The 14,692-nt window shown below is 69.5% G+C and carries 11 protein-coding genes; 4 read left to right on the top strand and 7 right to left on the bottom strand.

What is annotated here, in order from left to right; translation table 11 throughout:
* The first annotated feature begins 96 nt into the window (after window positions 1-96).
* On the top strand, window positions 97-1,455 hold the full coding sequence (locus tag ACIBH4_RS08185) for a hypothetical protein (RefSeq protein WP_362502538.1): 1,359 nt from the start codon (window positions 97-99) through the stop codon (window positions 1,453-1,455).
* Window positions 1,456-1,658: 203 nt separating this feature from the next.
* Here ACIBH4_RS08185 and ACIBH4_RS08190 read toward each other — a convergent pair whose 3' ends face one another.
* The 3 genes from ACIBH4_RS08190 to ACIBH4_RS08200 form a co-directional block, all read right to left on the bottom strand.
* Window positions 1,659-2,648, bottom strand: coding sequence for a LacI family DNA-binding transcriptional regulator (locus ACIBH4_RS08190; protein ID WP_362502541.1), 990 nt, complete (start codon window positions 2,646-2,648; stop codon window positions 1,659-1,661).
* Between the two features lie 11 nt (window positions 2,649-2,659).
* Window positions 2,660-5,464 carry a glycoside hydrolase family 3 C-terminal domain-containing protein gene (locus tag ACIBH4_RS08195; RefSeq protein WP_362502544.1) on the bottom strand — a complete coding sequence of 935 codons (2,805 nt, stop codon included), beginning with the start codon at window positions 5,462-5,464 and terminating at the stop codon, window positions 2,660-2,662.
* 382 nt (window positions 5,465-5,846) lie between these two features.
* On the bottom strand, window positions 5,847-7,052 hold the full coding sequence (locus ACIBH4_RS08200; protein WP_362502547.1) for an ROK family transcriptional regulator: 1,206 nt from the start codon (window positions 7,050-7,052) through the stop codon (window positions 5,847-5,849).
* A 213-nt stretch (window positions 7,053-7,265) separates the two neighbouring features.
* Between ACIBH4_RS08200 and ACIBH4_RS08205 the strand changes: the two genes are divergently transcribed.
* The 3 genes from ACIBH4_RS08205 to ACIBH4_RS08215 are packed head-to-tail and all read left to right on the top strand — an operon-like array spanning window position 7,266 to window position 10,883.
* Window positions 7,266-8,960 (top strand): extracellular solute-binding protein, encoded by a 1,695-nt coding sequence (locus tag ACIBH4_RS08205; RefSeq protein WP_362502550.1) that lies wholly within the window; start codon window positions 7,266-7,268, stop codon window positions 8,958-8,960.
* Window positions 8,953-9,987 (top strand): ABC transporter permease, encoded by a 1,035-nt coding sequence (locus tag ACIBH4_RS08210; protein ID WP_399171698.1) that lies wholly within the window; start codon window positions 8,953-8,955, stop codon window positions 9,985-9,987. Before ACIBH4_RS08205 ends, ACIBH4_RS08210 begins: the two co-directional genes overlap by 8 nt.
* Complete coding sequence (locus ACIBH4_RS08215) at window positions 9,984-10,883, top strand: carbohydrate ABC transporter permease (RefSeq protein ID WP_362502553.1); 900 nt, start codon at window positions 9,984-9,986, stop codon at window positions 10,881-10,883. Before ACIBH4_RS08210 ends, ACIBH4_RS08215 begins: the two co-directional genes overlap by 4 nt.
* A 78-nt stretch (window positions 10,884-10,961) precedes the next feature.
* Here ACIBH4_RS08215 and ACIBH4_RS08220 read toward each other — a convergent pair whose 3' ends face one another.
* From ACIBH4_RS08220 to ACIBH4_RS08235, 4 genes are all read right to left on the bottom strand, one after another.
* Window positions 10,962-11,285, bottom strand: coding sequence for a MerR family transcriptional regulator (locus ACIBH4_RS08220; RefSeq protein ID WP_362502556.1), 324 nt, complete (start codon window positions 11,283-11,285; stop codon window positions 10,962-10,964).
* Between the two features lie 154 nt (window positions 11,286-11,439).
* Window positions 11,440-11,895 carry an Hsp20/alpha crystallin family protein gene (locus ACIBH4_RS08225; protein ID WP_362502559.1) on the bottom strand — a complete coding sequence of 152 codons (456 nt, stop codon included), beginning with the start codon at window positions 11,893-11,895 and terminating at the stop codon, window positions 11,440-11,442.
* A gap of 125 nt (window positions 11,896-12,020) precedes the next feature.
* Window positions 12,021-12,887: an aldo/keto reductase gene (locus ACIBH4_RS08230; protein ID WP_362502562.1), complete on the bottom strand. Its 867-nt coding sequence runs from the start codon at window positions 12,885-12,887 to the stop codon at window positions 12,021-12,023.
* A gap of 587 nt (window positions 12,888-13,474) precedes the next feature.
* Entirely contained in the window at window positions 13,475-14,332 is an 858-nt protein-coding gene (locus tag ACIBH4_RS08235) for a 5'-nucleotidase C-terminal domain-containing protein (RefSeq protein ID WP_362502564.1), read from the bottom strand.
* Window positions 14,333-14,692 lie beyond the last annotated feature (360 nt).

Raw genomic sequence — 14,692 nt, forward strand, 5'->3', positions numbered from 1 at the left:
GGAGACGCCTGACCCTGGCCTGGAGGGGATACGGTCGAGGGGTAGGGAACTCTGTCGTCCACTCATTCGTCTTCAGGACGAAGGAGGCTTTCTGCCGTGACCATCATAAAAGCCGCGCCAGGTCGTTTCGGTGCCATGATCATGGCATTGTTCGTCGGGCTACTGGCCATGTCCATGATCGCCCCGGCGGCCCACGCCGCGGCGCCAGACCCCAGTGCGATCGTCTCTGAGCTGAAGGACGGGGACAACTTCTACGCCGACCCCGCGGCGGGCCTGCCCGCCGATGCCGTGGACGCCATGCGCGGCGCGGCCGACCAGACTTCCTCCGTCTACGTGGCGCTGCTGCCGAAGGGCTCGATCAGCAGCCAGTCCCAGGCGAGGACTTTGCTGAGCTCGATCCTCAAGGGCGTCGGTTCCAAGTCCACCGTCCTGGTGATGAGCGGCACCACGCCGTTCGGCGTCACCAACATCAAGGGTGTCGACGTCGACGAGCTGCTCGGGCGGGCGAAGACCGCCTCCAGCCCGACCGACAACGTGATCAACTTCATCAAGCTGGCCGACGAGGCGGCCGTCGGTGCCGGTGCCCCGTCCGGCTCCTCCGGTTCCTCCAGCTCTTCCGGCGGCTCCAGCACGGGCGTGCTGGTCGGCATCCTGGTGCTCGCCCTCGCCGGTGGCGCGGGCATCTTCTTCTACTCCCGCAAGAAGAAGAAGCAGCGCGAGGAGCGCGAGGCCGCCGAGCTGGCCGCGGTCAAGCAGACCGTGGACGAGGACGTCACCAAGTTCGGTGAGGAGATCACCGACCTCGACACCGACGTCAAGCTGCTCAACGACGGCGCCGACCACCAGCAGGACTGGCAGCGCGCCCTCGACTCCTACGAGCGGGCCAAGCTGGAGCTCGCGGCGGTCAACCGCCCCGACGAGCTCCGTGGCGTGACCACCGCGCTGGAGGAGGGCCGCTACGCCCTCGCCTGCGTGAAGGCCCGCGTCAACAACCAGCCGCTGCCCGAGCGACGCTCCCCGTGCTTCTTCAACCCGCAGCACGGTCCCTCCGTCCGCGACGTGCGCTGGGCCCCGCCCGGCGGCGCGCTGCGCGACGTGCCCGCCTGCGCGGCCGACGCCGAGGCCGTCGATCGCGGCTTCGAGCCGCAGGCGCGCGAGGTCATGGTCAACGGTCAGCGCCGCCCGTACTACGACGCGGGCCCGGCCTACCAGCCCTACGCCCAGGGCTACTACGGCGGCTTCGGCGACGTCATGACCGGCATGCTGGTCGGCACGATGATCGGCAGCATGATGAGCGGTGGCTTCGGCGGCTACGGCTACGGCGGCTACGGCGGCGGCGAGAGCGGGGGTGCCACCGACTTCGGCGGCGGAGGCGACTTCGGCGGCGGAGGCTGGGGTGACTTCGGCGGCGGAGGCGACTTCGGTGGCGGTGACTTCGGTGGCGGCGACTGGTAGTCGTTCCGCGCGGAACACCCGGCAGAAGCAGAACAGGTAGGACAGTACGAACGCAGCACCGACGGGCGCGTTTCCCTTGGAGGGAACGCGCCCGTCGCCGTTGAGAGGAAGCAGGGGGTCCGCCGGGAAAACCTGGCGGGAGGCCACCGGGTTGGGCGCCTCAAGAGCCGTTGTGGACGGCGAGAACCTCGACGCAAAGCGCCTCAGGTGCTGTCGCGGACGGTGAGCCTCGGCTGGAGCAGGGTACCGTCGGGGACGGCGCGGCCTTCGAGTTTCTCCATGAGCAGCCGGACCGCCTGACGGCCCACCTCCTCGGCCGGGATCAGCACCGAGGTGAGCGGCGGACTGGAGCGTTCCGCGATGTCGTCGGGGCAGATCGCCACCACGGCGACGTCGTCGGGCACCCGCCTGCCGTACTGACGCAGCGCCCCCAGCACGTGACCGACCGCGGCCTCGTTGTGCACGACCAGCCCGGACAGGCCCGGCCTGCTGTCGAGGAGCTCGGCGATCGTGGTGGAGACCTGGTCGAAGTTCTCCTCGCACGGCAGGGCCACCCCGGTCAGGCCGGTCTCGCCCACGGCCGCGACGAAACCCTCCCTGGTGCGGCGGGCGAAGCCGGTGCCCCGGTCGTAGACGACCGAGGGGGCGCCGAGCAGCGCGACCTCCCGGTGCCCGCGCTCGGCCAGGTGCTCCACGCAGAGCGCACCCGCCCGCGCGAAGTCGAGGTCGACGCAGGTGAGGCCGGCCGAGTCGGCGGGGAAGCCGATCAGCACGCTGGGTTCCGCGAGCTCCCTGAGCAGCGGTACCCGGCTGTCGTGAAGCTCCACGTCCATCACGACCAGCCCGTCGACCAGCGCGCTCGCCGCCGCCCTGCGCAGCCCGTCGGAGCCCTCGTCGGCGGTGAGCAGCAGCACGTCGTGGTCGTACCTGCGCGCGGCGGTGACCACCGAGGTGGCGAACTGCATCAGCACCGGGACGTGCACGCCCGCCCGAAGGGGCAGCACCAGCGCGATGACGTTGGCCCGCTTGCTGGCCAGGGCCCTCGCACCGGCGTTGGGGTGGTATCCGAGGACCCGCACGCTGTCGAGCACCCGGCGCCGGGTGTCGGCCGAGATCGCGCGCTTCCCGCTGAGCACGTACGACACCGTGCTCACGGCCACCCCGGCGTGCCTGGCGACCTCGCTGATCGTCACCGCCCGCCCGCTCACGTGACCGCGCCGAAGCTCAGGGAGGCGAGGGTGATCCCCGCGTTCTCGAACACCACATAAAGATCGTGGACTCCTCCGGCCTCCGCAAGCCCGGCGCGTATCTCGGCGAGGTCGTAGCGGCCCGCGCGGGGAACGGGGAGGTCGCCGACGACGGGCCCGTAGAGGGGGTCGTCCAGGCGCAGGGTGAGCACGCCGCCCTCGGCGCTGGTCGCGGTGGCCGAGCAGGACGCGGCCCCCTCCCCCAGGTCGACCGAGCGGAACACGATCCACGCGCCCTCGGTGGCGGACCGTACGGCGTCACCCGAGACCCTGGCCGCGTCCACGAACGCCACCGAGTCGTACTCGTCGTGGTCCACGGCGGCGATCGGGCCCGCGAAGGCGTCGCGCGGCGGGATCCGCTCGCCGTCCACGTGGAAGGGGGCGCACAGCCGGATGTCCCGCGCGGAGCCACCGACCATGACCTTGTGGGGTGCGTCCTCGACGACGAACCGGCCCCTGGTGACGTCCCAGAAGGCCAGTTCCGCGATGTCGAACTCCCAGTCGACCCGGGTGCTCTCACCGGGGGCGAGACGTACCTTGACGAAGCCGCGCAGGCGGCGCAGCGCCTGCTTGACCCGGGAGCGCCGCTGGCGGGTGTAGATCTGGACGACCTCCACCCCCTCGCGGGAGCCGGTGTTGGTGACGGTGACCGAGGCGGTGAGCCTGCCGCCCTCCACCGAGACGGCCAGGTCGGCGTACTCGAAGGTGGTGTAGCCGAGGCCGTGCCCGAAGGGGTAGAGCGGGGTCCCCCTGAAGTACTGGTAGGTCGCGTCGGTGGCGATGATGTCGTAGTCGAGCAGGTCGGGCAGCTCGCTCGCCGAGCGGTACCAGGTCTGGGTGAGCCTCCCCTCGGGGTCGACGTCGCCGAACAGCACCTCGGCCAGCGCGTGGCCGTACTCCTGGCCCCCGTGCGAGGACCACAGCACCGCGGGCGGGTCGTCGCCGTCCCAGCTCACCGGGTAGCCGCTGCTGATCACCATCACGGTTCTCGGATTCGCCTCGCGCACCGCCCTCACCACGGCCTGCTGCGCGGCGGGCAGCGCGAGGTCGAGGCGGTCCTCGGTCTCCCTGCCGTTGACCAGGGGGTGGTCGCCGACGACCACCACGGCCACGTCCGCGGTCGCGGCGAGCGCGGCGGCGGCCTCGGCACCGCTCACGACCCGCTCCACGGTGAGCCAGGCCGCGGCGTCGGCGTCGTCGGCGAGACGGAAGACCTCGCCGTCGAAGGCGAGGTAGCGGCCGGTGGAGATGTGCCGGAGCGCGAGCGCGCCTCGGGGGCGGTCCTCGGTGCGGAAGGTCTGGCGCACCTCCCAGCCGTTGGGACCCGGCTGGTCGTTGACCAGCACTCCCTCCTCGTCGACGGACAGGTGGCGGCCGGTCGTCACGGCCCGCAGGGCGTAGCAGCCGCCGCCCCAGTCGAACAGGTCGAACAGGTCGGGCTCGCCACCCGTTCCGAGCGGCCCGCCGTCGGGGTCGGCGACGACAGCGACGACGGGGCGGCCGTTCGTCCCTTCCGCGCCGCCGTCCACCGAGATGGTGATCCGGTCCACGGCCTCGCAGAAGACGGTCTCGCACCGCTCGGCGAGCCCGGCGCGGGCGGTGACGGCGTACGGGAGGGTCCCCGAGTACCAGTCCTCCATGAGCGTGTCGCCGAGCTGGCCGATGACCGCGATCCTGCGCACCGAGGCGTCGAACGGCAGGAGACCGTCGTTGCGCAGCAGCACGATCGAGCGCCTGGCGGCCTCGCGGGCGAGGCTCTGGTGCTCGGGGCAGTTGACGACCGCCTCGTCGATGTCGTCGTACGGGGTGGAGGGGTCGAACTCGCCCAGCCGGAAGCGGATGGACAGCGCGTGCCGTACGGCGGCGTCGACGTCCTCCTCGGTGAGCAGGCCGCGCTCCAGCGCGGCGCGGATGTGGCCGAGGGTGGCCTCGGAACGGTCGTCGTCCTGGGTGAAGCTGTCAAGCCCGGCCCTGATCGCGTGGGCGTACGCCTCAGGCAGGTCGTCGTGGTACCCCTGCGCGCCGGTGAGGTTGCCCGGCGCGTACGCGTCGCTGACGACGAGGATGTCGTCGGGCGCCCATGCCCGCAGCACCTCCTCGATCAGCGGGCTGAGGTGGGCGGGGCGGCCGTTGACCAGGTTGTAGGAGGGCATCACGGCGACCGCGGCGCCGCTCTCCAGCGCGGGCCGGTAGGCCGGGAGCTCGTACTCGCGCAGCACCCGGGGCGGCAGTTCGCTGGAGGTGACGCAGCGGTCGGTCTCGTTGTTGTAGCCGAGGAAGTGCTTCAGGGTGGGCGCGGTCTTCAGCACCGTGGGATCGCTCCCACGAAGGCCGGAGGCGTACGCCGTCGCCATGAGGCCGGTCAGCCACGGGTCCTCGGAGTAGCCCTCCTCGTTGCGGCCCCAGCGGGGGTCGCGCAGCGGGTTGACGACCGGAGCCCAGACGTTGAGTCCCGCCCCGGCCGGATCCTTGTGGTGGAAGGCGAGGACCTCGTCGCTCGTGGCCTCCCCGACCCGCCGGACAAGCTCGGGGTCCCAGGTGCTCGCCAGCCCGATCGCCTGCGGGAACACCGTCGCCGGACCGAGCCAGGCGAGGCCGTGCAGCGCCTCGGTGCCGGTGCGGAACGGGCCGACCCCCAGGCGCGTCACCGGCTGCTGGTACTGGTGCAGCAGCCCGACCTTCTCCTCCAGGGTGAGCCTGCCCCGCAGGTCCGCGATCCGCCGCGCGAGGGGGAGTTCCGGGTCACGGAACGGTTCGTTCATCGGGGACCATCCCTTTGAGAGCGTCGAAGCGCTTCGACTTTCCAGCGTGGAAGAGCGCCTCAGTCGAAGCGCTTCGATAATCGGTCCGGGAAAACTCCGCCGCCACCCGCGCGCCCCGGTGTTCGTTGCGCGCGTGTTTCGAACGGAGCTTCCCTGAAGGGTGCACTCCTGTGCGGCAGAGGTCAAGAGTTACCCGGCAAACGACCTGAATCCACCCGCATCCGGATCGAAAGAACGCCTGCCGACGACCGGAAATCCCCGGATCCGGGTCAGGGGATCCCCTGAAAACAGCATGAATCCAACGGGACCTCCACCCTGACGCGGATCACGAGACCCGCGGGTCCTCCGGTCCGGCCGGGGCGCTCCCCCGGCCCCACGCGGGTCACGAGACCCGCGGCAGGTGGCCGGAGTCCACGGAGTCGAGCACCCGGGCGGCGCCCCCCAGCGCGGCCGCCCCGTACCCGAGCGTGGAGGCCACGACCCGGCAGCCCCCGGCGTCCGGCGCGATCGTGCGTCCCGCGATCTCCGCCTCCACCGCGGGCAGCAGCCACGGCGCGAGCGGCACGTAGTAGCCGCCCAGGATGACCACCTCGGGGTTGAGCAGGTTGGCCAGCAGGGCCACGCCCTTGCCGAGGTTGTGACCCACGGTGCTCAGGACGGCGAGCGTGCGCTCGTCGCCCACGCGGGCCAGTCGCGCCACCTCTTCGAGTTCGGTCTCGACCTCGGCGGGCGAGATCGCGGCGTGTTCCAGCACGGCACCGATCCCGGCGACGGCCTCCAGGCAGCCCAGGCGCCCGCAGCGGCACTCGGCGCCGAGGGGGTCGATCTGGATGTGGCCGATCTCGCCGCCGTATCCCCGGCCCCCGCGGCGCAGCCGCCCGTCGAGGATGATCCCGGCCCCGACCCCGATCTCGCCGGTGAGGTAGACCAGGTTCGCCGTCCCCGCGTGCGGGCCGAAGCGGTGCTCGGCCAGGGCCGCGAGGTTGGCGTCGTTGTCGACCTGTACGGGGAAGCCCGGGTCGCGCAGGGCCTTGGTGAGGTCGCCGCAGAGGTCGGCGTCACGCCAGCCGAGGTTGGGCGCGACGCGCACGGCGCCGTCGGTGCCGATCAGTCCGGGCACGCCCACGGTGAGCCCCAGAACCTGGCGCTCCTCCTTCGCCATCCGGCTCACCACCCGGCGGACGATTCCGGCGACGGTGGCCATCGCCTGGCCCGCCGTACCGGCCGCGCCGGGAAAGGACCTGCGCCAGGACAGCAGCTTCTCCCCCGACAGGTCCACCGCGACCGCGGTGACGTAGTCGACGTTCACCTCGATGCCGATCGCCGCGTACGGCGAGCCGTCGAGCACGAGCATCGTGGCGGGGCGGCCGACGCGGTTCTCCGTCAGGCCGGTCTCCCTGACGAGCCGGCGGTCGATCAGATCGGCGACCAGGCTCGACACGGTCGCCTTGTTGAGACCGGTGGACGCCGCGATGTCGGCCCGCGAGCACGGCGCGTTCCCGCGTACGAACCTCAGCACGACGGCGAGGTTGGTGGCCCGCACGTCGGCGAAGTCCGCCGGCCGCGGGTCAGTCGTAGATGTGATCAAGGTGAGTCCCGCTCCCGCTCGGCCAGGCTGGCCCCATCATGCCCCATCGTTCACCAATCCGTGACCGCTCCCCGGTGCCCCGCGATCGGCGGTCCCTTGTGGCGGCGGCCACCCTCGACTAATTTGTTTGGTCGAAAGACGAACTAATTCTACCCCGGAGCCATCCTCCACGACACCCCCCGATCCACCACGAACCAACGAAGGGAGCGCCCCGTGAACGATCTCCCCCAGGGCGCGTTGACCAGCCGCCGCGGATTCCTCGGACTGGTAGGGCTCACCGCCGCGATGACCGCGGGAGGTGGCCTGCTGAGCGCGTGCTCCGCGCCGAGCGGCCCCCGGCCCGGCAGCGGAGGCGCCACGGCCGCCGCAGCGGACAAGCTCACGTCCCTCACCCCCACCTACACCGCCTTCCCCGGCCTCAAGCCCGACATCCCCGGCACGATCTCCACCCTTCCCGGCGTACCCGACGTCAGCGGCGGCTTCACCTCCTACCCGGCCACCCCCACCCCCGCACTCACCCAGAAGGCGGGCAAGGGCGGCACCTACAAGGCGATGACCCCGCTGTGGGGCCCGCCGCCCCCCGGTCTGGCGAGCAACTCCTACTTCCAGGCCGTCAACGCCGACATCGGCGCAACCGTGGAGTTCCAGATCGCCGACGGCACCGTCTACGTCGACAAGGTCATCGCCAGGCTCGCCGCCGGGGACATCCCGGAGATCATGTGCATCCCCAGCTGGGAGATCGACAAGATGGCGGACTTCAACACCGCCGTCGACAAGGCCTTCGAGGACCTCACCCCCTACCTGCAGGGCGACAAGGTCAAGCCCTACCAGCTGCTGGCCAACCTGCCGACCGCCGCGTGGCAGTGGTCGGTCTGGAACGACAAGCTCATGGCGGTGCCGTTCCCGACCGAGCCGTATCCCCTCGCACTGCTCTACCGCAAGGACCTGTTCGACAAGAACGGCTGGAACGCCAACCCCAAGACCGCCGACGAGCTGTTCGAGCTCGGCAAGGAGATCACCGACGCCAAGGCCAAGCGCTGGGCGTTCGGCAGCATCCACGAGATGATGTGGCCGACCTTCCGCATCCCGCAGGAGTGGCGGTACGAGGGCGGCAAGCTCGTCCACAAGTACGAGACCCCCGAGTTCGAGCCGATGCTGGAGTTCATGCGGAAGGTCTTCAAGGAGGGGCTGGTCCACCCGAGCGTCGTCGGCAGCAAGGGCGCCAACGAGAAGGAGCTGATGGGGAGCGGGCAGATCCTGATCTACCGCGACGGGCTGGGCGGCTGGAAGGAACTCCTGCAGCAGCACCGCGGCAGGAACCCCGACTTCAGCCTGGGCGTCTTCCCGCTCTTCGCCCACGACGGCGGCACCCCGCTGATGTACCACAACAACGCGGCGAACCTCTTCACCTTCGTCAAGAAGGGCCTGCCGAAGGAGCGGGTGGAGGAGATCATTTCCATCCTCAACTGGTGCGCGGCGCCGTACGGGACCAAGGAGTACGAGCTCTCCAACTTCGGGGTGGAGGGCAAGCACTTCAAGCGGGACGCGAAGGGCATCCCCGAGGCGACCGACCTCGGCCGCAAGGAGGTCGCCTACACCTACGGCTTCCTCGCTGGGCGCCCGCTGTACGTGGACTGGGCCTTCCCCGACGCTGTCAAGCTCAACATGGAGTGGCAGAACGCGAGCTTCCAGTATCTGGAGAAGGGGCCGTTCGACGGGATCAGGATCCAGATGCCGTCGAAGTTCTCCGGGCTGCGGGTTCCCACCGAGGACAAGTTCACCGACATCATGCGCGGCCGGCGGCCGGTGAGCGACGCCAAGCAGATCGTCACGGAGTGGCGGCGGGACGGCGGGGACGAGGCCCGCGAGTTCTACATGAAGGTCCTGCGGGACAACGGCCGTGCTTAGGACCACCCCCGAGGACGGCGGAGGAACCGGGCCGGCGGGTGACCTGACCTCACCCGCCGGCGCCGGCACCTCCAAGGATGTCCGCAAAAGGGGTCCGAGGACAAGCCGGGCGCGCCCACAACCCTTCATCTCGCGTCTGAAACGTGACTGGCAGCTACTGCTGATGGCCCTTCCCGCCATCGGGCTGCTCATCCTGTTCCACTATGTCCCGCTGCTCGGCAACGTGATCGCGTTCCAGGACTACTCGCCGTACGTGGGCATCGGGGACAGTCCGTGGGTGGGGTTCGCCAACTTCCACTGGCTGATGTTCGACGCGAGCTTCTGGGACGCGACGATCAACACCCTCACGATCACCACGTTCCAGCTGGTCTTCTACTTCCCCATACCGATCCTGCTCGCCGTGCTCCTGGACAGCGTGGTGCGGCCCCGGCTGCGGCTGTTCATCCAGAGCATCGTCTACATGCCGCACTTCTTCTCGTGGGTACTGGTGGTCACGCTGTTCCAGCAGATGTTCGGAGGCGCGGGCCTGCTCGCGCAGACGCTGCGGGACCATGGGTACGACGGCATCGATCTCATGACAAATCCGGATACGTTCATCGTGCTGGTGACGGCGGAGACGGTCTGGAAGGACGCCGGCTGGGGAACGATCATCTTCCTCGCCGCGCTCGCCGCCATCAACCAGAACCTCTACGAGGCCGCCGCCGTCGACGGCGCGAGCCGCTGGCGGCGGCTGTGGCACATCACCCTGCCCGGCCTGCGCCCGGTCATCGTGCTGTTGCTCATCCTGCGCCTCGGCGAGGCACTGAACGTCGGCTTCGAGCAGTTCTTCCTGCAGCGCGACGCGGTCGGCAGGGAGGCCGCCGAGGTGCTGGACACGTTCGTGTACTGGCGCACGCTGCTCACCGGCGAGTGGAGCTACGGCGCGGCGGCCGGCCTGGTGAAGGGCCTGGTGGGGCTGGTGCTGATCCTGGTGGCCAACAAGGTCGCCCACCGATTCGGCGAGCAGGGAATCTACAAACGATCATGACGACTCTTCCCCCCTGGGCCGAGCGGCCCAGCCGCGCCGGCGGGCTCCTCAAGGGGTTCGTCCTCACGCTCATCGTCGCGTGCGTGCTCTTCCCGATCTACATGGTCGTGCTGACCAGCCTGTCCACCCAGGATGCGGTGACGGAGGCCGGAGGCCTGGTCACCGTGCCGAACGGGCTTTCCTTCGCCGCGTACGAGGAGCTCTTCGCGGGCGGCGTGGTGACCAGGTCGGTGATGGTGAGCCTCGGCGTCACCCTCGTCGGCACCGCGATCAGCCTCACCGTCACCGTGCTCGCCGCCTACGGCCTGTCGCGGCCCGGCTCGCTGCTGCACCGGCCCATGCTGTTCCTGGTCCTGCTCACCTTCCTGTTCGGACCGGGGCTGATCCCCAACTATCTGCTGGTGAGCTCGCTGGGACTGATCGACACCTACTGGTCGCTCATCCTGCCGGGCGCGGTCACCGCGTTCAACCTGGTGGTGATGCGGGCGTTCTTCATGAACATCCCCGACGAGGTGACCGACAGCGCCCGCATCGACGGCGCGAGCGAGTTCCGCATCCTGCGGACGATCGTGCTGCCCATGTCGAAGGGCGTCACCGCCGTCATCGGCATGTTCTACGCGGTCGGCTACTGGAACTCGTTCTTCAACGCCGTCCTCTATCTCAACGACAACGCCAAGTGGCCGCTGCAGGTGGTGCTGCGGCAGTACGTCCTCCAGGGCCAGTCGCTGATCGTCGGACAGACCGGCGTCGGCACCATCGCCGGGCAGTCACCACCGCCGAGCCTGGCCATCCAGATGGCCATCGTCGTCCTCGCGCTGCTGCCGGTGCTGTTCCTCTACCCGTTCGTCCAGCGGCACTTCACCAAGGGGGTCATCATCGGCGCCATCAAGGGCTGAGCGGATCCTGCCGCCCCTGCCGCTCGGCGAAGCGCTCCTCTCCTCGGGCGGCACGCCCTCTGGCCGGCTCCTCCCGTCCTACCGCTCGGTGGAGCGCTCCTCCTGCCGGGCGGCACGCTCCCTGGCCAGCTCCTCCTGCAGGTCTCGGACCTGCTGCTGCAGGGTGAAGATCCGGCGCACGGCGGCGAGGCTCATCCCCTCGCCGACGAGCCGGATGGCGTCCTGCAGGTCGCCGATCTCGTGGCGGGTGTAGCGCCGCTGGCCGCCGGTGGAGCGTGCGGGACTGACCACGTCGTGCTCGTCGAGCCTGCGCAGGAACGCCTGCTCGACCTCGAGCATGTCGGCGACCTGGCCGACGGAGTACAGCGGGGCGTGCTCGTCGTCGAAGGGTAACCGGGCCATCACCGCTCCTTTCCCTTGCGGGGTCGTGGGGTTCCCTTACGGGGTCGTGGGGTTCGTGGATGGTTCCCCGGGAGGGGACGGGGCGGGAAACGCGCGGGGTGGGTGCCGGAACCGGCACCCACCCCGAGGAGGTTCTGCGGTCAGATCCTGGACCTCACGCCTTGATCGACTTCTGGTCGGCCGCGCTCTCGGCCTTCTGGATCGCGACCTTGCGGGGCTTGGCCCGCTCGATGACCGGGATGCGCACCGCCAGGACGCCGTTGGAGTAGGCGGCGTCGACCTTGTCGCTGTCGAGGTGCTCGGACAGGTAGACGCGGCGGGTGAAGGTGCCCATCGGGCGCTCGCGGACGAACAGGCGGTCATCCTCCCCGTACTCCTCCTCGCGGCCGGCGCTCACCGAGAGCACCCCGCGGTCGACGGTCACCTCGATGGTGTCGGGGTCGATGCCCGGGAGGTCGAACTTCAGGAGGACGTCGTCCTTGCGGCGGACCCCGTCGAGCGGCATGGCCACCCGCGCGGCCCCATCACCCGACCCCAGGGCCTGACGCGCGAGCCGGTCGAACTGGCGGTCGAACTCCTGGATGAACGGGTCGATCGACGTCAGCAGCATCGGTAACCACCTCCGTATGAACTGGCAGGTATCCTCAAGCCTGCCTTCTCGGAAACCTCTTAATTCAGTTATAGGTTAGCGGCTCTTCGGTTTGCAAGTATCCTCGGAAAAATTCTCGGCCCTCCTCAGACGCCCCTGGTCAGAGCGTTGAACTCCTCGTCGGTCAACCGGACGGCCGCGGCGGCGACGTTGTCCTCCAAGTGAGCGACCGTCGAGGTGCCGGGGATGGGCAGCATCACCGGGGAACGGCGCAGCAGCCACGCCAGGGCGAGCTGCGAAGGGGTGGCGCCGTGCTCCCTCGCCGCCGCGGCGAGCGGGCCGCCCTCCGCCGCCAGCCTGCCGGTCGCGAGCGGGAACCAGGGGATGAAGCCGATGCCGTTCGCCTCCGAGTACTCCAGCAGGGGCTCGGCGTCGCGGTGTGCGAGGTTGTAGAGGTTCTGCACCGAGACGATCGTCGCGGACTTCCCCGCCTCCTCGACGTCCTCGACGCTCACCTCGCTGAGTCCGATGTGGCGGATCTTGCCCTCCCGCTGCATCAGCGCGAGCTCCCCGACCTGGTCGGCGACGGGGACGGCCGGGTCGATGCGGTGCAGCTGCAGCAGGTCGATCCGCTCGACGCCGAGGTGGCGCAGGCTCAGCTCGACCTGCTGGCGCAGGTACTCGGGACGGCCGACCGGCGTCCAGAGCCCGGGACCCTGCCGGGTGAACCCCGCCTTGGTCGCGATCACCAGGTCGTCGGCGTAGGGGTGCAGCGCCTTCCTGATGAGCAGCTCGGCGACGAACGGGCCGTAGGAGTCGGCGGTGTCGATGAGGTTCACGCCGAGCTCGACCGCCCTGCGCAGGACCCGGACGGCCTCGTCGGGGTCGCGCGGGTCTCCCCACACGCCCTCGCCGGTGAGCTGCATCGACCCGTAGCCCAGGCGGTTGACGGTGAGGTCGCCCCCGATGGTGAACTGCCCGGAGGCCTCGGCGGGACGCGTCGTGGTCGTCATGATGTCCTCCTGGAATTCGGTCTGGCGTTCATGATTCGCAACAGGATGTCGAAGTGACCGATTCCCCCCGCCCCCCGTCACTCGTAAACCTTCCGGCACGCACTCGCAAAGCAGACCGGGCGGGGGCCGGTCCGTGCGCCCGGGAGGCGTGGCGACCGAGCGGCCATCCCTCCGCTTCGCCAGGGCCGAGCACGTCGAACGCGATCACGCCGTCCGGCGCGGAGGTTCCCGTCCTCGCCATGTCCAGAACCGCCACTCACCGGCGCGGGGAAGCGAAGTCGGCCCTCGGGAGGTCCCCGGGTGAGGCGAACGAAGGTCGATCCACGGCGTCTATTTCGCCCCCACGTCCGGCCGCAAACTCTTCGGAAAGTCGGGCTCCGAAGCTCTGTTTTCGCCGCCTTCGGCGTGCCGGCAACATTTTTGCCTTCAATACGGCGAGCTTCGAGAGGAATCCCGACAGCGTGAAGTCCTTTTCCTGCATACGTGGCGATATTACGGCCGACGTCCGGTCGCCGGACGGAACGAATTCCGTCCGGCGACCGGCTCGGTCACCCGGCGCTATGTTCGCCGGGACGATTTATCGGCACTCATCGAATGGTGACGCGGTCCCCCGCAGGCGGGTTCACCGGCGAGTTCTTCACGAGGTAGGACGCCAGTGCCGCCGTGTCGTCCGGACCGCCGTGATAGACGCTGGTGGTCCCCGTCCACTGCGGGAAACCCTGCCAGCCGCCCATCAGGATGTAGTTGGCCGCGATCTTGATCACCTGGGTGTCGGTCACCGGGACACCGTTCAGCGTTATCTCGGTGACGGCTCCGCCCTCAAGCGTGTAGCGGAGCGCGGACGAGGGGGTGAGCACCCAGCCCTGCGGGTTCGGGTACGCCAGGAGGCTTTTGAGCTGCGCGCCGGTCATCGCGTGCACGTCCACGGCGAGCCCGGCCGACTGGGTGCCCCACAGTTCCTCGCGGGTGACCGGGCCCGCGTCCAGGCCCGCGTAGAAGCCGTACCTGCTGACCAGGGCGACCTCCGCACCGGAGAGAGCCCGGACGGCGTCCACGTAGGCGTCGGCGACCAGTTCGGCCAGCGGGCCGCCCGAGGCCGTCAGCCCGACATTCCCCGTGGTCTCGCCGAACGTCTCGTCCTCGCCCGGCAACCCGCACTTGAAGTAGTGGAGGACATTGGACACGAGACCGTCCGGCTGCTTGATCTCGATCTGGACCGACGTCTCCTCCGTCTCCCAGTCCCATTCGAACGTCTGCAGGACGGTGGTGAACGCGCCACCGTGGTTGGGCGGAACCTTGACGCTCCGCCACTTCTCGGTGCCGACGACGCGGTAGCGGATGATCTGCACGCCGGCGGGGAGTCCCTCGAAGGAACCGTGGATCCTGAAGGTCACCGGGCACTTCGACGCGGTGGTCCGCTCGAAGTGGACGGCGACCTTCCCCACGGGGTTCTGAACCGGATCGTCCTGCGCGGACGCCGCGGAAGCCGTACCGGAAACGGCCTGTTTCGGTGCGGCATGCGCCGCCGGAACAAAGACGCCGGATGCCATGGCGATAACGGCCACCAACCATCCGATTCGACGCCCGGCTCTACTGGAAAACTTCACAGAACTCCTATCCGTCGATCCGCGACAAGGAATAACGGGTCAACCCCGTTCCTTTGGACGAGCAGATGCTAACCGGACCGGCCGACAATTCTGCGATACCTGAGAGAGGGGCGATGTGCCCGCCCGACGAGCACCGGGAAAACCATCGGGCACGGATCGGAAAACAGGCCGCTCGATCAACGAGCCGACCAGAAAAAG

This window comes from Streptosporangium sp. NPDC050284 (assembly GCF_044459525.1).
Lineage (GTDB): Bacteria > Actinomycetota > Actinomycetes > Streptosporangiales > Streptosporangiaceae > Streptosporangium.